The 19,471-nt window shown below is 40.5% G+C and carries 17 protein-coding genes, 1 tRNA gene and 1 other RNA gene; 2 read left to right on the top strand and 17 right to left on the bottom strand.

What is annotated here, in order from left to right:
- Positions 1 to 38 precede the first annotated feature (38 nt).
- The 14 genes from gyrA to rsmI all read right to left on the bottom strand — a co-directional run bounded on the left by gyrA (position 39) and on the right by rsmI (position 14,555).
- On the bottom strand, positions 39 to 2,657 hold the full coding sequence (gyrA, locus tag AC1RRY_RS20540) for a DNA gyrase subunit A (protein WP_492823541.1): 2,619 nt from the start codon (positions 2,655 to 2,657) through the stop codon (positions 39 to 41).
- A 311-nt stretch (positions 2,658 to 2,968) separates the two neighbouring features.
- Complete coding sequence (locus AC1RRY_RS20535) at positions 2,969 to 3,271, bottom strand: hypothetical protein (protein ID WP_492823543.1); 303 nt, start codon at positions 3,269 to 3,271, stop codon at positions 2,969 to 2,971.
- 22 nt (positions 3,272 to 3,293) lie between these two features.
- Positions 3,294 to 3,647: a hypothetical protein gene (locus tag AC1RRY_RS20530; RefSeq protein ID WP_492823545.1), complete on the bottom strand. Its 354-nt coding sequence runs from the start codon at positions 3,645 to 3,647 to the stop codon at positions 3,294 to 3,296.
- Between the two features lie 25 nt (positions 3,648 to 3,672).
- Positions 3,673 to 4,002 (bottom strand): hypothetical protein, encoded by a 330-nt coding sequence (locus tag AC1RRY_RS20525; protein ID WP_492823547.1) that lies wholly within the window; start codon positions 4,000 to 4,002, stop codon positions 3,673 to 3,675.
- Positions 4,003 to 4,175: 173 nt separating this feature from the next.
- Positions 4,176 to 4,850, bottom strand: a complete 675-nt coding sequence (trmD, locus tag AC1RRY_RS20520) for a tRNA (guanosine(37)-N1)-methyltransferase TrmD (RefSeq protein WP_492823804.1) — start codon at positions 4,848 to 4,850, stop codon at positions 4,176 to 4,178.
- Positions 4,851 to 4,907: 57 nt separating this feature from the next.
- Positions 4,908 to 5,489 (bottom strand): ribosome maturation factor RimM, encoded by a 582-nt coding sequence (gene rimM, locus AC1RRY_RS20515; protein WP_492823549.1) that lies wholly within the window; start codon positions 5,487 to 5,489, stop codon positions 4,908 to 4,910.
- A gap of 77 nt (positions 5,490 to 5,566) precedes the next feature.
- Complete coding sequence (locus AC1RRY_RS20510) at positions 5,567 to 6,121, bottom strand: 30S ribosomal protein S16 (protein WP_492823551.1); 555 nt, start codon at positions 6,119 to 6,121, stop codon at positions 5,567 to 5,569.
- Positions 6,122 to 6,263: 142 nt separating this feature from the next.
- Positions 6,264 to 6,662, bottom strand: an RNA gene (gene rnpB / locus AC1RRY_RS20505) — RNase P RNA component class A.
- Positions 6,663 to 6,795: 133 nt separating this feature from the next.
- Positions 6,796 to 8,205 (bottom strand): DUF4403 family protein, encoded by a 1,410-nt coding sequence (locus tag AC1RRY_RS20500; RefSeq protein WP_492823553.1) that lies wholly within the window; start codon positions 8,203 to 8,205, stop codon positions 6,796 to 6,798.
- Between the two features lie 69 nt (positions 8,206 to 8,274).
- A complete protein-coding gene (locus tag AC1RRY_RS20495) occupies positions 8,275 to 9,273 on the bottom strand; it encodes a Smr/MutS family protein (RefSeq protein WP_492823555.1) in 999 nt (332 codons plus the stop codon).
- A 617-nt stretch (positions 9,274 to 9,890) separates the two neighbouring features.
- Positions 9,891 to 11,978 carry a vWA domain-containing protein gene (locus AC1RRY_RS20490; RefSeq protein ID WP_492823557.1) on the bottom strand — a complete coding sequence of 696 codons (2,088 nt, stop codon included), beginning with the start codon at positions 11,976 to 11,978 and terminating at the stop codon, positions 9,891 to 9,893.
- A 164-nt stretch (positions 11,979 to 12,142) separates the two neighbouring features.
- Complete coding sequence (fabG, locus tag AC1RRY_RS20485) at positions 12,143 to 12,889, bottom strand: 3-oxoacyl-[acyl-carrier-protein] reductase (protein WP_492823559.1); 747 nt, start codon at positions 12,887 to 12,889, stop codon at positions 12,143 to 12,145.
- Positions 12,890 to 12,902: 13 nt separating this feature from the next.
- The gene (locus tag AC1RRY_RS20480) at positions 12,903 to 13,844 is read right to left on the bottom strand and encodes a sterol desaturase family protein (protein WP_492823561.1); all 942 of its coding nucleotides are present in this window, start codon (positions 13,842 to 13,844) and stop codon (positions 12,903 to 12,905) included.
- A gap of 42 nt (positions 13,845 to 13,886) precedes the next feature.
- Entirely contained in the window at positions 13,887 to 14,555 is a 669-nt protein-coding gene (rsmI, locus tag AC1RRY_RS20475) for a 16S rRNA (cytidine(1402)-2'-O)-methyltransferase (protein ID WP_492823806.1), read from the bottom strand.
- Positions 14,556 to 15,109: 554 nt separating this feature from the next.
- On the opposite strand from rsmI, the gene AC1RRY_RS20470 reads away from it, so the two are divergent.
- Complete coding sequence (locus tag AC1RRY_RS20470) at positions 15,110 to 15,250, top strand: hypothetical protein (RefSeq protein ID WP_492823563.1); 141 nt, start codon at positions 15,110 to 15,112, stop codon at positions 15,248 to 15,250.
- An 882-nt stretch (positions 15,251 to 16,132) separates the two neighbouring features.
- Here AC1RRY_RS20470 and AC1RRY_RS20465 read toward each other — a convergent pair.
- The 3 genes from AC1RRY_RS20465 to AC1RRY_RS20455 form a co-directional block, all read right to left on the bottom strand.
- A complete protein-coding gene (locus AC1RRY_RS20465; protein ID WP_492823565.1) occupies positions 16,133 to 16,366 on the bottom strand; it encodes a 4a-hydroxytetrahydrobiopterin dehydratase in 234 nt (77 codons plus the stop codon).
- 78 nt (positions 16,367 to 16,444) lie between these two features.
- Positions 16,445 to 16,762, bottom strand: coding sequence for a hypothetical protein (locus AC1RRY_RS20460; RefSeq protein WP_492823567.1), 318 nt, complete (start codon positions 16,760 to 16,762; stop codon positions 16,445 to 16,447).
- A gap of 209 nt (positions 16,763 to 16,971) precedes the next feature.
- A tRNA-Ser gene (locus AC1RRY_RS20455) sits at positions 16,972 to 17,056 on the bottom strand.
- Positions 17,057 to 17,194: 138 nt separating this feature from the next.
- On the opposite strand from AC1RRY_RS20455, the gene purL reads away from it, so the two are divergent.
- Positions 17,195 to 19,441, top strand: coding sequence for a phosphoribosylformylglycinamidine synthase subunit PurL (gene purL, locus AC1RRY_RS20450; RefSeq protein WP_492823569.1), 2,247 nt, complete (start codon positions 17,195 to 17,197; stop codon positions 19,439 to 19,441).
- The last annotated feature ends 30 nt before the right edge of the window (positions 19,442 to 19,471 follow it).

Genomic DNA, 19,471 nt, shown 5'->3' with positions numbered 1-19,471 from the left:
AGTAGACCAACCCACCTACTTTGTAGCGCGAATATTACCTATTGTTGTTCGGTCGTTTCGGCTGCTTCAGTGCTATCGTCTTCTTCTTCATCTTCACGAATGATACGGGTTACCGATGCGATATCGTCTGTTTCGTTCAGACGGATAAGCCTTACTCCCTGCGTATTGCGACCCATTACTCTCAGGTCAGCTATCTTGATACGTATGGCGATTCCGTTTTTGGTGATAATCATCAGGTCATCTTCATCGGTTACTTCTTTGATGGCAACCAATGCGCCTGTTTTATCCGTAATATTCAAGGTTTTTACCCCTTTGGCGCCTCTGGAAGTGATGCGGTAATCATCTATATCTGAACGTTTTCCATAGCCTTTTTCTGATACTACCAACAGTTGTGTATCAGCTCTGGAAACGCAGACCATTCCGATTACGCGGTCAGTATCTTCCAGCGAAATACCCCTTACACCGGTAGCTGTACGACCCATCGGACGTGTGCCGGACTCATGGAAACGAACAACTTTACCGTTTTTGGCGGCTATTACAATGTTATTGTCGCCGTTGGTAAGGGCTACATCAAGCAGGTTATCGCCTTCATTGATATTGATGGCTATGATACCTCCCTGACGCGGACGAGAATAAGCTTCCAGAAGGGTTTTCTTTACGGTTCCTTCTTCGGTACACATCACAATGTAATTATTGTTGATGTAGTCTTCGTCGGTCAGCGTAGTAACGTTCAATACCGCCTGAATCTTGTCGTCAGCCTCTATGTTGATCAGGTTCTGAATTGCTCTTCCTTTGGCAGTTTTAGAGCCTTCAGGCACTTCAAATACCCTTAACCAGAATAATTTTCCTTTTTTGGTGAAGAACAACAGGTAATTATGGTTAGTTGCTGCAAAAAGATGCTCTGTGTAGTCTTCATCTTTTGTTTTCACTCCTCTTGAACCTGTGCCTCCCCTGCCCTGTGTCCGGTATTCCTGCAGTGGTGTACGCTTGATGTATCCCTGATGAGAAATCGTAACGAGCATTTCATCGTCAGGAATCATATCTTCAATACTGAATTCGCCGGCCGCCATTTCTATTTTCGAGCGGCGCTCGTCGCCATAGCGTGCTTTCAGTTCGATTAATTCGTCTTTTATGATAGTGCGCTTTCTTTCTTCTGAAGCTAAAATTGCACGTAAATCTTCAATCAGATTCTTGATTTCTTCAAATTCGGCATTAATCTTGTCTCTTTCGAGTCCTACCAAACGTTGTAAACGCATGTCAAGAATTGCCTTCGCCTGAACTTCACTCAAGATATTTCCGCTTTCAGTATCGCTATTAAAAGTATCTACAATCTGCAAGCGTTGAAGGCCAACAGTGAGGAATTCTTCTCTTTGTGCGGCTGTCATGAAGTCACCCTTCATCAAACCGGTCTTCGCTTCATCGGCGTCTCTTGATCGACGTATAAAGGTGATTACGGCATCGATATAGTCGAGCGCAATTAAAAGCCCAACCAGAATATGTGCTCGCTTTTCCGCTTCTTTTAAATCATATTGCGTACGTCTGGTAATAATTTCAAGACGATGCTCTACATAGTAGCGGATCATGTCTTTCAGGTTCAAAGTAACCGGGCGACCTTTTACAAGGGACACGTTATTGATGCTGAAAGAAGATTGTAACTGGGTATATTTGTACAGGTTGTTGAGAACGACGTTAGGCACGGCGTCTTTGCGCAAATCATAAACGATACGCATACCGTCGCGGTCTGATTCGTCTCTGATATCGGAAATCCCCTCAATTTTCTTTTCGTTAATCAATTGAGCTGTTTTCTCTATCATCATGGCCTTATTGACCATATATGGAATCTCAGTGACTACAATCTGATCTTTTCCTGTTCTTGACACCTCAAAATTGGCAACAGAACGCAAAACAATGCGCCCCCTACCGGTTTCAAAGGCAGATTTAACACCGCTGTAACCATAGATAATAGCTCCGGTCGGGAAATCAGGTGCCTTAATAAACTGCATCAACTCTTCGATAGTTACTTCATTGTTGTCAATATAGGCCGCTATCCCATCTACTACTTCCGAGAGGTTGTGTGGTGCCATATTAGTGGCCATACCAACCGCAATACCTGACGAACCGTTTAACAATAAATTAGGGATTTTGCCCGGTAATACTGACGGCTCTTCCAACGAATCATCAAAGTTCGACTGGAAATCAACCGTTTCTTTATTAATATCGGCCAATAATTCTTCGGCAATTCTTTTCAGACGTGCCTCTGTGTAACGCATGGCAGCCGGTGAGTCACCATCTATGGAACCAAAGTTACCCTGGCCGTCGACCAGCGTATAGCGCAACGACCATGGCTGGGCCATACGAACCATGGTATCGTATACGGACGAGTCACCATGTGGGTGATATTTACCCAACACCTCTCCTACTATACGTGCTGATTTTTTATAAGGGCGGTTGTGATATACACCGAGTTCTGCCATTCCGTATAACACACGGCGATGGACCGGTTTCAAACCATCTCTGACATCGGGCAAGGCACGCGAAATAATAACCGACATTGAATAATCAATGTAGGCTCCGCGCATTTCGTCTTCGATGTTGATAGGGATAATTGTGCCGTTGTTGGAAGATTCTGGGATTAGATTTTCTGTTTCCTCAGCCATTAGCCTTAAGATTTACTTTTTTTAGTAGAATAAATATGACTATTTGAATATTTTTTTGTACTATTTTAAATAGTAATAATACAAATTTAATAAATTGAGGGCATATTACCAAAAGAATTGCTCGATTAATATCATAAAACAAACAAGGCTAAATGTTGTTTTATGATTGGCTGATATTAACAATAAGTATTATACTTTTAAATAAAATAATTCATTACAAAAGTATCAATCAGATAGCAATAAAAAAGGCTTTGTATTTAGATGCGGATTGAGCGCATCATAAACACAAAGCCTTTTTGCGGAAAAGAAAATTACCTTCTCCAGCGTCCTTTTCTGTAGGCATATCCCCTATGCGTTTGTACGTACCTGCCGGGTACCCAGGTTTTTCTATATCGTGGCGATTGCCTGTAATAACCGTTTCTCCAAACATACGTTCCTCCTCTGGCCATGTAATGGCCGGGAATCCAGACATAACCTGGTGTAGGTGGGCCTGGTGCCACTTCAACCACCGCTGCAGGTGGCGGGGAGGTTACAATTTCTCCGGAACAACTCAATCCGGCTAATGCCAGCGGAATCAATACTCCGAATAGCACTAATTCTTTCAGGATTTTCATGATTGCACGCTTATTTATGTACTTATTCATCTTCTACAAGATCACTGTTGGTTTCTTCCAGATCTGAGTGGTTGTCGCCACCGAGACTGTAATAATTGTTTTCTTCATCTTCCATTCCTACTATTTCTTCTTCATCGTCCAGTTCTGAGCCCGGAATATCCAGGTCTTCCCCGGTATTCTGATGCAAATAGTCGGCTTCGTTCCATTGTTCGCCCTTTTTTTCATTGGGTTCTTTCAGTCTATTGATATCTTCGGGGTCAATACTATCTTCCCGTATGCCTTTGCTGTAGATATCTTCAGAGGCCGGATAAGGCTTGTATCCCGGAAATTTCGCTTCTTCTGCTTCTTCCGGTTTGGGTTTTTGATTAGTTTCCATGGCATGTTAATTTTGCTGCAGGTTCTTACAATAACAGAATCAAAAGAAGTATGACAATCAAGGCACCGGCTGAGATGTATACGCCACCGCCGATTTCTGCCATTTGTGTGCGAAGCGCTCTTACTTCCTTACGTAATTCTTTCTTTTCGCGGGAAGTCATGTGCGACTTATCCATCGATTTGATTTCTTCCAATCTGGCCACAATAGCTTTCGCTTCGGCCGATTCTACTTTTTCGCTTTTAACAGCTTTGGCAGATTCTTCTGCCTTAGCAGCAGGTGTAGCAGCATTGGTATTAGTGCTGATAAAGAAAAATAAAATTAGTGAAGCAAGAGATACAAAAATATTCCGTTTCATGGCTTTAAATTATTTTAAGTGGATATTGATTCCTTTACGGATAATCCAAAAAAAATAAACCACCTGAAAGAAATACGCTTTTACGTTTATACAGGTAAAATAATGTAGAATAAATTACTCAACAAATGAAAGATTCACGCCGGATATCTCATGCCAGCCAGCGCGTGATAAGTTTATTTGAGCAGGTCTGGGCGGCGGCGTTGTGTACGTTTGATGGATTGCTCCAGCCGCCAGTCGTTGATTTTTTTCTCATGGCCCGATAAAAGTAATTCAGGCACCTTCATACCTTCAAAATCAGCAGGTCTTGTATACACGGGTGGAGCCAGTAAATTATCCTGAAAGGAGTCTGTCAGGGCTGAGGTTTCATCGTTTAAAACACCGGGTATTAATCTGATGATGGCATCAGACACTACAGCTGCCGGCAACTCACCGCCAGACAGCACGTAGTCGCCGATTGAAATTTCTTTCGTAATAAAATGTTCTCTTACACGCTCGTCGATTCCTTTATAATGACCACACAGAATAATCAGATTCCTGGTCATTGAAAGCCGGTTTGCGGTCTTCTGGTCGAACAGGTCTCCGTCCGGAGTCATGTATATTATTTCGTCATACACCCTGTTAGTCTGCAAATTGCGAATACATTTAGCAATCGGCTCAATTCCCAGTACCATTCCCGCGCCACCTCCAAAAGCATAGTCATCTACCTGCCTGTGCTTGTTTTCGGAGTAGTCTCTCAGGTCATGGATATGTACTTCTGCATGGCCGGCATCCTTTGCCCGTTTCAGAATGGAATGGTCAAAGTAGCTGTCGAGCAAACGCGGCACGCATGAAATGATATCAATGCGGATTCCGTCATTGTTTAAACCATCAGTAGGTGCCGGGTTAGTGCTTTCCATATTCACTTATCAGGATTCGTGGGTATCTGTATCTGCGTCTTTATCGTCAGGCTCCTGGGTGTTGTTGTCTAGATATACTTCTAAAAGACCCTCAGGAAGATTGGTATAGAGCTCTTTTTTATCTCTGTCGATGGTTTTAACGATTTCGTCGTCAATAGGTATCAGTACTTCTGTGCCTTCATATTGCATGGCTATCAAATCCTGACGGTCTGATGTATACACGGCCAGTACTTTACCCAGTTTACCTTTTACCTCATCTATCACATCATAATTGATGATCTCATGATAGTAAAACTGATCGTTGTCTTCCAGCTCGGGCAGGTTGTCTTCAGGCAGATAAATATCACAGTTCACGAGTTTTTGCGCCTCTTCTATGGTATCTATGTCTTCAAACTTTATAATTGACTTACTAGGTCTTATTTGTATCTCCTCTATAAAATGTGGCACCAGTTCTCCTTTTATTTCGAGCAGAACCGAGTCCAACTCTTCATACTCTTCAGGATAATCCACATCAAGCCAGATAGCGAGTTCGCCTTTGAGCCCGTGCGTTTTGGTTATTTTGCCTAATAGATAACAATCCTCTTTTGTCATAGTATTCTTTGTTCAATATAAAAATCCCCGCTTTTGGGCGAGGATCTTTTATAATTTCATTCAAGAGAATCTCTGAATTATGCTTCAGCTGTTTCTTCTGTAGTTTCAGCTTCTGCTGCCGGTGCTTCTTCAGCGGTAGCTTCTGCTGTTTCAGCCGCTGCTGCAGCTTCTGCGTCAGCCTGAGCTTTTTGTTTAGCTGCTTCCATATCAGCGCGTTTTTTGCGTTCTGCTTCGAAAGCCGCTTTTTTAACAGCATCTTTACCTTCTGAAAGCTTAGCTATTCTTGATTCACGGCTTTCTTGTCTTTCTGTCGACCATGATTCAAAACGAGCATCTGCTGCTTCCTGTGTAATAGCGCCTTTTTCAACACCTACTTGTAGATGTTTTTTAAGCATTATACCTTTTACAGACAAAATTTTGCGAGTAGTGTCTGTTGGTTCAGCGCCAACCATTAACCAGTAAAGGGCTCTTTCATCTTTCAATGTGATACCTGCCGGTGTAGATTGAGGATTATACTGACCCAATTTCTCGATAAACTTACCATCACGTGGTGAACGAGCGTCAGCAACTACGATGTCATACAATGGAGCCTTTTTGCGTCCTCTTTTTGCTAATCTGATTTTAACTGCCATTTTTTTCTGTTTTAGTGGGGAACCCGTCCCCTTTTCGCATTTTTGGACTGCAAAGGTATAAAAAATACTTATGGAATCAAATATTCATAAGAAATTTTTGTATTATGGCACACCTGAAGCACATCGGTGCCGGGAAAGAAAAAGAAAAAGCAGGCCTGTAAGCCGAATTCTGTCTTTAACATGTAAAGTTAAAGTCTTATCATTTATCTGGAACAACAGTTGCCTGTTATTTCTATCAACCTACCCTCCGGCTCAGGCGAGCAGCCTTTAGAGGAATCCTTGCGGACTCCCGGCGCCGGTTTATTTGGTCTTTCAGTTCATGAGGTTTACCATGCCTTGTTTGTCACCAGACAAGCGGTAGGCTCTTACCCTACCTTTTCACCCTTACCTTGCGGCGGTATATTTTCTGTGGCACTGGCTGTAGATAATCAGTCACCCGATTACCCCCTACCCGTTAGGTAGCATGATGCTCTGCACTGTTCGGACTTTCCTCAACTTTCCGGGTGTTAGCCCTACAAGCAGCGATAAGACAACCTGCTTTTTCTTTCTGCAAAGGTAATAGCTACCCGCTTAGTTTACAATATTTTTATTGAATACAGTGTTTTCGCAAAACGGAAACGCTTAATCTGAAAATTCGCTAAAAGCAAAATAATTAACTTTTATGCGAATAGAAATCACATACCATCAACCTTTAGCTCTACTTTTCCTTTGGCCATAACAACCGCCACAATGCTTGAAGGTGTCAGGTAAACTTTATCAGGCGACACACTTTCAATCTTTCCGCTTAGTTTCACTCCTTTTTTATACTCTGTGTTCATGGCAGCCTCTACGCTTTGCTTGGCGTAACCTAAAAGCTGATCTATAGGCAATCCATATTGTTCTTCTATCATTTTCACCATTTTGCCTTCCAATAGCCACGAAGCCGCCTTGGCCAGAATATTTTTTGTTTTGATATCGAATTGAGTGCTGGTAAGCACAATGCTCTTTCTGGCAGCGCTGTATACCGGAATACCCTTAATGTAGATGGTTCCTTTCAGTTTACCTTTGATGGCTGCTTTAATAACCAGAAACTCATTGCTGCCGTATATATCAAGGTCGGTAATTTCTATTTTATACTTTCCGTCTTTGAATTCGTATGTCTGGCCGATAAACATTTTCTTCGCAAGGGCTGCCGCTTCTGTAAAGGGCACATCACTGGTTAAACCTACCTGAAAATCGTTAGGAATAGTCGGTACCAGTTTCAGATTAGGTACAGAGCTCACCGCAAAGGGGGCAAAAGGTTTTTCGCCTGTGATGGTCTCTGTATAGGCTTTAAGGCCAAGCACCGACCTCACGTTTCTTCCGGCTGTAACCAGCGGTGTCATCAGGATTTCCAGTGGCGTGATTCTAACCCAGGTCCGGTATTCTTCTGATACCAGATAAGGTTGCAACGCGGCATTCCATGCCTGAATCACATACGGTTTAATGGATAAGTTTTTGGCAACGGCATCATCAATAGACCTGGCGAAGCCGGTCTGGTTATTATCAATTATTTTGCCGATGATAAAATCGATCGGTAAATCGAACCCTATATTCACCTTTGGCTTCGTAATCCACTGGTATCCGTTCGGTATAGTGGTTGTTTGAACAGACCAGTCAGGCCTGATTGTAAATTTTGTTGAGAATTTCATGTTTATTTCAAACTCAACAGGAATGTATTTCTTAAAACCAAATGCACCGATGCCCTGTTCGGCCCATACTTTTAGCGGAACAGTGAAATCAAAGACATCGTTTGTAGCTGCCGTGATGATGATGTTTGACTTTTTCCAGACTTTGCACTTGAAATCATCATTATTATTATCGGTATAGCTGTTATCTTCATAAATAAGGCCTGCAATAGATGTGTTGATCTGCTTCTCGATGTCGCTCAACGAAATATTGAAGGGTATACTGATATTTGAGAATACTTTTTCCACTTTGACCGAATCTTGCAGATATTTTTCTTCAGGGGCTTCCGGTTCAGCAGTTTTCTGAGCTTTGGTTTCCGGAATTAAATTTAAAAACACACTTACAAACAAACAACAGACGATTGTCAGCTTCTTCATCAGGATATTGTTAATTGATTTTTTTTGGCAAAACGTATGATTGAGTGCAAAAATTATTGAATTTCAGCACTATTTTATCTTAATGCGCGTAGCACCGTATCCGAATTTTTCTTTCTGGGCGTCTTCAAACCAGGCAACATTCTTATGGCCTGATAGTTCTCTCTGAATTTCCTGCCTTAAAACACCGTTTCCAACGCCATGGATAAACGTGATATCGTCCATACCACTGGCAATGGCCTGCTCAAACTTTTCCAGAAAAGTACTTATCTGGAGTTCAAGCATCTGAGCATTATTGAGTGATGCGTAATTTTTGGTCAGCTCTTCAATGTGCAAATCTACCATTGAAGCAGGTTTTGCATAGGTTTTAGGCAGCGTTTCTGTTTGTTTCTTTTCCATCATACCCTCTCTGAGTTTAGCCGCATCTATTACCATATTCTTTTCGGGCTCAGCTTTTTTGGGTTGCACGGCCTCTATTTCATCGCTATCGAGTTGGTACAGATAGGATTCTCTTTCAAGTAGAGGCGTCTTTTTCTTATGATCCGCCCATGTATTTGCTCTGATTCTGAATTTTCTGGTCAGTGTAGTGCGCTCATCAAAAGGCCCATTGATAAAATACAAAGCCTGAAAAGAAAAACTCCCCCAGGTGTCAATATCTTTTGCTTCGAGTTCTAAAAACGACTTTTGATAACTTTTGCCTTTAAGCAGTCCTCCGAGTAAACCCGTATGAATTCTGTCTGAACTTAAAGTAAATGAAAACGGCAGGTCCCAGTCAGAATTATTGATGAGGTATATGGCTACGGATTTATCATTGACAGGCACAAAGGACAGAAAGATACCCTTATCGGCTCTTATAGCGGGTTTTGCATCTTTAGGCTTATTGTCAACAATTGTTTGGGCAGGTTTGAAAAACTGATTTTCTGTTTTTGAAACCACCGCCAGTTCTCTTTTCAACACCGGTAACTTAAAACCGGCTTCAATCTCAACCTCTACTACGTTGTCTTTCAAAAACCTGGTAATTATTCCTTCTTCTTTCGAATGCAGCAATCTTACTTTGTCTCCTATATTCATTAGTAATCAAAATGTTAATTTATACTTAGGTTTGCTAAACATTAGCAAGGTAATTATTATAACAGGACATCCTTAAAAATAATTTCATAAAAATTCACAAATCCATCGTATCATCCACGGAAAAGTTCTATTTATTGTCTATTATATTTCTTTTAAATATCCAAAATAGGCTTTACTAAAACAATGGCTACATCGGCGATTTTGCTAAAAATAAAGCGGGAAATCACACTGCAAAACTAATTAGCATTCAATTTAAGAAAAATTTCAAAACCTTCGCCTTACAATCTCGTGTATCACAAAACATGAAAACATTTTATTAAATGGCCTAAAAATAACCGTCACGCCATTTTTTGTATTGACCAATTTGTGAATACCATTCCTGACTAAAATTTCAGGTTCTTTTTTGGGTCTAATGAAACAGCCAGACAATCGGTTTTCTGAATCAAGACAAATTATCGGCCAACTTAGAATAATACAACAAACAGACCTATTTCAATATAAGGAAAATACAACACCTATTGAAAGCAAAGAAAACAGGACGAAAAAATCCTGTTCCTGCATTTCGTTATTCGTAATTAAATCGGGAGAATGATTTATTACGAATAAAGCCGGTTTTGTCAATAAGTACCTAAGTACTTTCTGCTGCCCCACTCTACAGAAGCTAAAATAAGCAGAATGAAGAAGATCCATTTCAGATTAATGAACTCGTTCATATCTTCAATACTGGTCACTTTATCGGGGCTTTGATTAGACGTCAGGTACTCGCTCAGGCGGTTTAATTGAGCGGCTTCAAAGAATCTGCCATTGTTCTGCTGGGCAAGTGTACGCAGCATATTGAAATCGGCCGTGTTGGTGAGCGCTTCCAGATCGGTATTTTTAACCACAAACTGGCCCGTCACTACTTCGCTTTTACCCAATACCTGTGTAGATGCCTGATATCTGTATACGCCCTCGGCAAGGCCGGTTATTTCGAACCGGGTGTTATCCTGGCTTATTGTATAGTTATAGCTTTTGGTACTTCCTTTTTCGTCAGTAATATCCAGTTTGATAGTCTGATTGTAAATGCGTTCATAAATATCATTATAGGCTTCATTTTCAAAGACCACTTTTTCATCTGTCGAAAACTCCCGGGCAATCGGATAAACCCTTAGTTTGCGTTTATCGTCTTTTACAGATATCAATTGCAGGGTTTTCATTAATACTTCGTCTACTACCTCCTGCTTATCGGTCAGGGCAAACTCTTCCAATCGCCACAGCCAGATACCTTCTGCCGTTAAAACCGCCGATTTACGCGCATTGGCGGTATTAGCAATTAATAAAGGTTTAGGCGTAGTGAGCGACCCTACACGCTGATACAAAATAATTTCGCTACCGGCAGCGGGTCTGTAGTCGCCAAACGGTGCTAGCATAGGCGGCAGTTTCTCCAGTATACTCAGTTTTTCACCATCTAGATTAAACAGGCTAAAGCTGTTATTGAATTTGGCCGTTACTTTATCTGCTCTACCAGCCTGCCATATAATACTTAACGCTTGCTGTATGCCATTAAAACCTGCAATGTTAGACTGGTTACCCAGAATAAAGAGTGTGGGCTTCTGTTGAGCCATCAGGCGTGTTACGAGGTTTCCTCCGGTACCATACAAATCAGGTAATTGATGCAAAATCAGTACATCAAAGGGTTGGGTACCAATTTCGTTGAGGTTGTCGCTCTGGATAATCTTTACAGTAAGCTCATACAATTCATTTTTTTCTATGATCGACTTAATCGCTTTTATATCCGGATGGGGCGCAAGCGCTACCAATAGAATCTTTTCTTTACCATCAACCACATCAATATACACGTCTCTTGCATTATTTTTTACCGAAAACTCGCTATTAAGCGGCACAACCTCAATGCTATAACGCTGCACACCTTTCTGCTCTGCGTTGGCATAAAAGGTTATTTGCTTCAAATCAGCGTCTTTATCGAAATTCACAAGCTGCTTATCCAGTATTTTCCCGCCCTGTTTCAATAAAACGGAGGTAGATTTACCCTGATAGCCGAAACTGGATATTTCTGCCTGCACCGGAAACTTGTTACTGAGGTAAGCAATACGGTTCACGTACACGGCATTCAGTTTCACATCCTTTTTCAGCGTAGTGTCACCCAAACCAATGGTATGTACGTTGAAATTATATTTGCCATAAGTGGGCGAAATACCTGCATTAGCAATTCCATCTGAAACCAGAATTACATCTGTTAGGTTTCTGCCCTCATAGTTATTTTTGATATTGGCCAATAAGCCTGATATATCCGTAGTTTTTTCCTGAAATGCTATATTACTAAGCTCATTATTTGCTTTTTCATCACTCAACGACTTTATCTCTACCTTGCTGCCTTTGGCTTCAATCTCATTTTTCAGTTTTTGTAAATCTGCTTTCAATTGGGTTACTTTCTCCTGGCCACTCTGAGTCATGGAAGTTGAATTATCAATGGCCAGCACCACAGTGGGCTTTTCGATGGTTGTTTTATTGCTTCTTAACAGAGGATTTATTAGCAAAAAGGCCAGCAGAGCCACCAGCGAGCCTCTGGCAACTCCCAGCAATCGGTTTTGCCACACAGTAAAGTTTGCTTTTTTCTGATACAAAAGAAAAGCATATAGGGCACCTGCCAGCAGGCAAAGCAAAATAAACCAAGGCGACGACTGAAAGATTAGTTCGGACTTCATAAATCCTGTACCCATTTTTAGATGGGAAATTCTTGTTGAAAAATGATACTACTAAAACAACACCATTGGTGGATAAATATTTTGACAAGATACAAAAAAATATCGTCAGGGTTTATGTGAAATAATCCCTGACGATACAAACTCCTGTTGAATAGTATAACAGCTTACATGAGCATGCCGCCATCAACCTGCAAAACCTGACCGGTAATATACTTCGACATGTCTGAGGCTAAGAACACACAAGCATCGGCCACTTCTTCACCCTGACCTGGGCGTTTCAGCGGAATATTTTTCAGCCAGTCTTCCAACGCCTTTTCATTCAGTTCTCCGGTCATTTCGGTTTCAATGAAACCCGGGGCAATGGCATTGGCACGTATACTTCTTGAACCTAATTCTTTGGCAACAGATTTCGTAAAGCCGATAATACCTGCTTTAGAGGCAGCATAGTTGGCCTGTCCCGCATTGCCCATCAACCCTACAACAGAGGTTACGTTAATGATAGATCCTCGTTTGGCTCTCATCATTGGCTTTGTAGCCGCTTTGGTAAGGTTAAATACTGACTTCAGATTTACCCTTAATACTTCGTCCCATTGATCCTCAGACATTCGCATTAAAAGTGTATCACGAGTAATACCCGCATTATTGATAACCACATCAAGTGTTCCGAAATCGCTTACCACATCGTTAACCAACTGCTCGGCGGCATTGTAATCAGAGGCGTCAGAGCGGTATCCTTTGGCTTTTACACCATAGGCTTCCAATTCAGCCTCCAGCGCCTGACCCTTTTCTATACTTGACAGGTAAGTAAAGGCTATATTTGCACCTTGTTCTGCGAACTTTTTGGCTATTTCTCTCCCGATTCCCCGTGAAGCACCGGTTATCAGGACAATTTTGTTCTCAAGTAATTTCATGTACGATTAATAATTAATGATATATTGATTCTACATTTTCAACTGTTTCTTCTTTCAGGTCGGCTCTCAACTCTCTGCTTGTTTTAGTGCTGCCGTCGTGCGACCAGCCTGGAGGCATAAAAACATACTTAAGTCTGGTTACAAAACCGAGGGGTTTTCTCAGGTCTTTGAATAGTTTTACCCATTCATGAAATACAATGTTGACGGCATTTCTGTTTTCTAATGGCGACACCAATCCGTATTTTATCGGCATGTCGTCAATCTCTTCCTGAAAAGTGCCAAAAAACCGGTCCCAGATGATGAGGCACATGCCCATGTTTTTATCCAGATACTCTATGTTGGACGCATGATGCACTCTATGCTGAGAAGGGGTCACAATTACGTATTCCAACAACCTGAAAGGCATTTTGCGAAACTTTGGTATATAACTGGTATGTACCAGTATTCCGTAAATCTGAGTGATGGAATACATCACGGCAATGTCTGCAGCTTTGAAACCCAATAGCGATAAAGGAATGAAATAAAGAAAGCGGTAAAGGGGTTGAAACACGGAAGAGCGAAAGCCCACCGTTAAATTGAACTGCTCTGATGAGTGATGAGTAACATGTGATGCCCAGAAAAACCGTGAATGATGATCGACATAATGCAACACATAAAACACAAAGTCTTCGGCAACAAATAATAAAGCCCAGTATAGGAAAGGGTTCTGAATCTCAATAAAACGATATTGGAAAACCCATGCCAGAATACCCCACGTAATACCCCTAGATAATAAATCAATGCCCCCGTTTAACAACATCAGGTATATATTGTTGAAAGTATCCCTGACGGTATAAAACTTCCGATCCTGAATATTGCTCAAAACTATCTCCCCAAGAATCAGAATAGTATATAAGGGAGTAGAAAAAATGATAACAATCTGCTCAATAGTATAGTGTTTAAGGCTCTCAAACATAGAACTAACAATTAAAACTTAATAAAACACCGGGAAAAACACCTAACTGCATCCCTGCACAACAATAACTATTTCTCCTTTGATAGTACGATTCGCAAAATTAGCGATAATTTCCGATAAAGTTCCCCTTACGTTTTCCTCATACATCTTGCTGATTTCGCGTGAAACACTAGCCTGGCGATCAGGGCCGAAAACCTCAGTAAAATTTTCCAGGGTTTTCAGCAAGCGGAATGGTGACTCATAGAAAATCATGGTTCTTTCTTCAAGAACAAGCGATTTTAATCGCGTTTGTCTGCCTTTTTTCACCGGAAGAAAGCCCTCAAAGGTAAACCGGTCGCATGGCAAGCCTGAATTAACAAGCGCAGGAACAAAAGCAGTCGCACCTGGCAGGCATTCTACTTCTATGCCACTACGAATACATTCTCTTACTAGTAAAAATCCCGGATCTGAAATGGCTGGAGTACCTGCATCTGAAACCAGAACGATTTTCTCGCCTTTTTTTAGTCGTTCTACTATTTTTCCTACGGTGTGATGCTCATTAAAGGCATGATGGCTCTGCAGAGGTTTAGAAATGTTAAGGTGTTTCATTAGAAAACCGGTATTCCGGGTATCTTCTGATAATATCAAATCAGCCTCTTTCAATACATTAATGGCCCTTAATGTAATATCTTCAAGATTACCTATTGGTGTTGGAACGAGAACGAGTTTCACTTTACTTTTTTTCACAAAAGTAAGAATTAAAGCCCTTAACTGGAAGATTAATATAAATTAAAAGCTTATTAATGAACTTGTCGAGGAAATCATTCCATTATCCGTCATTTGATATAAAACATTCACTCAATATCTTTCTTTCAAAAATTTCTGAAAATACTTGACAAAGCAAAATTGTATCTATATCTTTGAGAAACATTAAACGCAAAGTCCATGTTACTAGCAGCCATAGCATTCGCAGTCGGAGGATTAATGATGACAAGAATGCGCGAAACTAATGAACTATACGCACCTAAAGGATATATGATGAGCTTGCAGACACGTCATCGCAGTGCTTACTCCTATTAAGTCGTCGCCCAAATCCCGATAAATCTGGGATTTGTACTTCACAAAACTGCCTGTTTTCTATAAAATTTGAACTTTTTACGCTAAAAGCTACTTAGAATTGACCTGATTTTAGGATAAAAAAGTCCTGTTGTGGAAATAAGTCCATTTTAATTGTTGCTTATTTAAGTTATTATTAGAAACTTGTGCTCACTAAACGTGCTAAAACTATGTTACTACTTACTATCGCATCATTGGCTTTTGGAGGGTTTTTAATGACCCGTATGAACGAAGAGAAAGAACTGTATGCTCCTAAAGGATATTTAGCCAGCTTGCAAACACGCCCTCGTACCTATTCATACGCTTGGTAATAAGCTTTTTTTGTTTGTTTACATAGCTTTAAATGCACAAAAATGCATTTGATGATAGAGTTTTGCCTTTAGAATTCCTTACAAAAAACCTCTTCTGTTTAAGATACAGGTTCAGGGGTTTACTATATTAGTACTTTTGTGAGCTGTTTTTTCTGCAAAAATCGAATTTCTATAGATTTGTTCTCCCTGCATGCTTGTCATTAAGCATTGATTATAGTTTATATGCTTTAACTACGAACAATTGATTGGCTCTGATATACTTATGCAGATGCTTTTTAGTTGTAGTATTGTCTTTTGCTCAAATAATTAACTGCATTTTGAATACAGGTTGATTTAATCTGTAGAGAATTGTGATGCCGTGATTTACTTCTGGTGTGAATCAGTATGCATTACTTTTCTATGTTGCTTGCCAGACTTGCGCTACTCACCCGATCGCCTGTTGAGTAATTATATTTTTGCGTAGTTTTCAATGTTGAATGGCTAATAAATTTCTTATCGGGTCAATTGCTCTCCTGCCTACATAATTCTCTTTTATCAAATCTTCAATACTAAAAGTAAATACATCAGAGCTCAGATTAAGCTACCTGATAAGATATCCGTATATATACAAAAGTACACAGCATACGAAAGAAGCAATTTCAGGATTTTTATATACTTTTATGCCCGATTTATTCGCGCTGAGAATTCATTGTACTGTACATAATATCAGGTTCGTTTCAAATATTCAATTCTCAAGCCAAATAATTTCCTGTTTTGGAGGGTAATTTTCAGTGTTTTAGAATAAAAAAATCTTCTTCTTCTTACTTCGGGCATGTTCATTTCACAGATCAGTTATGCAATTAACTGATTATCAATAATTTACTCACACACCATTTCGATAAATTACTTCAATAGTTTATCTATTGCTTTGGCAAGTTCACGGTCTTTATCGGTTACGATGTTCCCGGCATCATGCGTTGAAAGAGCAATATTTACTTTATTCCATGCATTCGACCAGTCAGGATGATGGCCATGTAACTCAGCGAGCAATGCAACGCGAGTCATAAAAGCAAAAGCTTCTGAAAAATCTTTAAACTTGAACTCCCTGCTCAATTGATTGTTTTCTTCTTTCCACATATCTGTATTTGATTTTTACTTTATAAAAATACAACAAAAAAGCCGAATCCATAAATCCGGCCATTATAGAAAGGTATCTTAACGCTCTATAGTAATTAATTGAATTTGTTTATAGCCCCCTAATCGCCATCCGCAATTCCAGGCAGAAGACAAAGGCTTATATTTTATACTGACTTTCAGACTATCAACCTGAAATCCTTTGCTCAAATTAACAGGATGAAGAATTTCTTTCTCCGTCTGAATCAACCAACCGCACCCATCAACAGCCGGGTCTCCACGAAATACGACCCGTGCATCCTTATAGGTTTCAGTATTGCTCACTGCATCGTCTTTACATGCACTGATCATAACCGGAATTACTAAGCCCAAAAGTAATTTGTTCAGAATATTTTTCATAAAATAAAAAAAATTGCAAAAGAAAAATTCATTTGAGTAAAGATAGGTATTGCAACCAGAGAAAACCAGAAAAGCTTATTTAACGGAGAATTATTTGCAGCATGAATAAGAAAATTCGATAGATACTACTATGGTTTTGCCGAGAAAACCGTGGAAAAAAGGCTATAAAGGCACAAAAAAAGAGGGTCTTCTTAAGAAGACCCTCTTTGCAGAGAGAGAGGGATTCGAACCCCCGGACCTTTAACAGTCAACGGTTTTCAAGACCGCCGCAATCGACCACTCTGCCATCTCTCTGTTTCTCAATTGTTTTGCAAAGATACGGCTTTCGGCCATCAAAGTCAATGCCTCTCTAAATAATTTTTCATTTTTTTTTCCTTTCACAAGCCCCCGAAAAAGCGTAAATTTGTAAATAAATATACGAATCTTCTTTTTGTGGAAACAATAGAACAACTTCCAACTTTCGAAACCGCCAAAAAACTTGGCCTACTGTCTGAAGAATTTGAAAAGATAAAACAAATTTTAGGACGAACTCCCAATTTCACTGAGTTATCAATTTTCTCGGTAATGTGGTCTGAGCACTGCTCATACAAAAACTCTATCGTGTGGTTGAAAACATTGCCGCGCGATTCAGACCGAATGCTGGCTAAAGCCGGTGAAGAAAATGCCGGACTAGTTGATATTGGTGATGGCCTTGCCTGCAGTTTTAAGATAGAATCACATAATCACCCGTCTGCCCTTGAACCTTATCAAGGTGCTGCCACCGGTGTAGGTGGTATCAATCGTGATATTTTCACGATGGGTGCCCGGCCAATTGCACAACTTAACTCGCTTCGCTTTGGAAATATCAATCTGCCAAAAACGCAGCGCCTGTTAAAAGGTGTAGTAAAAGGAATTGGTGATTATGGCAATGCGTTTGGGATTCCGACGGTGGGTGGTGAAATCTATTTTGATGATTGCTACAATACCAATCCGTTAGTAAATGCTTTTTCGGCGGGTATCGTTGAAGTAGGCAAACAGGCATCGGCTACTTCTTATGGTGTGGGTAATCCGGTGTTCATTGTAGGTTCGGCTACTGGCAAAGACGGCATACACGGAGCAACATTTGCTTCTGAAGATATCACAGACAAATCGACTGAGAAACTTCCGGCGGTTCAGGTAGGTGACCCGTTCATGGAGAAGCTGCTTTTGGAAGCAACGCTTGAAGTAATCAATACCGGATATGTAATAGGTATTCAGGATATGGGGGCTGCAGGTATTATCTGTTCTACTTCTGAAATGAGCGCCAAGGGTGAACATGGTATGATTATCGATTTAGATAAAGTACCTACCCGCCAGGCAAACATGCACGGTTGGGAAATTCTTCTGTCTGAATCTCAGGAGAGAATGTTAGTGGTTGTAGAAAAAGGTAAAGAAGATATAATCAATGCTATATTCGATAAGTGGGATTTGCACTGTGCGCAAATCGGAGAAGTGACTGATACACAAAGATTACATTTTTACCAACACGGAAAACTGATTGCCGATGTACCGGCTGACGACCTGGTGCTTGGTGGAGGCGCACCGCAGTATCACCGCGAGTATAGTGAACCTGCTTATTATCAGGCCTTCAAAAGATTTGATATCAATGCGGTAGCTGACATTCAGGACAGAGCTGAACTTGTAAAAGTTGCGGAACACTTATTGTCGCATCCGAACATCTGTTCAAGAAAATGGATTACGGAACAATATGACTCAACAGTTGGTACAGCTAACCGTAGCACTAACCGTCCGTCAGATGCAGCAGTGGTAAGATTACGGAATCCTGAAAAAGGAGAATTAGATAAATCAATTGTGATTACTGTTGATTGCAACGGAAGATATGTAAATGCTGATCCTGAAATTGGATGTCAAATTGCGGTATCGGAAGCTGCTCGCAATATTGTATGTACCGGCGGTGAGCCGTTGGCCATTACCAACAACCTTAACTTTGGTAACCCATACAATCCGGAAGTATACTGGCAGTTTGTCGGAGCCATCAAAGGAATGAGTAAGGCTTGTATAAAATTCAGCACACCGGTTACAGGTGGCAATGTTAGTTTTTATAATCAGAGCTCTGATGACGGCCCGGTGTTTCCTACCCCAACCATTGGTATGTTAGGCTTGTTAGAAAATCCTGACAACCACATGACTCTGAATTTCAAAAATGCAGGTGACCTGATTTATCTGGTTGGAGAATCGAAAGACGATATTGCTTCATCAGAATATCTTTACTCTTACCGAAGTGTAAAAGAATCTCCGGCTCCTGCTTTTGATTTGGATACAGAATTTAATTTGCAGGAATCTGTCAAAGAATTAATTCTCAGTAAACTGGTGGAATCAGTTCATGACTTATCGGATGGTGGACTTTTCATTGCTCTGGCTGAATCATCGTTCACCAATGAGCTTGGCTTTAAAATTACAACTGATTCAAAATTCAGAACCGACGCTTTCTTGTTCGGCGAGGCACAAAGCAGAGTTGTTGTTTCGGTAAAGGCGTCGCAGAAAGAGGCCATTGAAAATTTACTGAGCAGCAAAAATATTCCATTCACTCAAGTAGGAGAAGTTAATGATGGTAGCTTCATCATTGACAACGAAGTAGTGATCACTTGCAAAACTGCAAAGAACATTTACGACAACGTGATCGGAAAAATAATGAATTAAGAAAAATGAATATAAAAAATAAAGGTCTCC

This window comes from Emticicia sp. GW821-FHT11C11 (genome assembly GCF_058808615.1).
The sequence above is the reverse complement of the archived record's forward strand: the minus strand, read 5'-3'. Positions and strand labels throughout refer to the sequence as shown.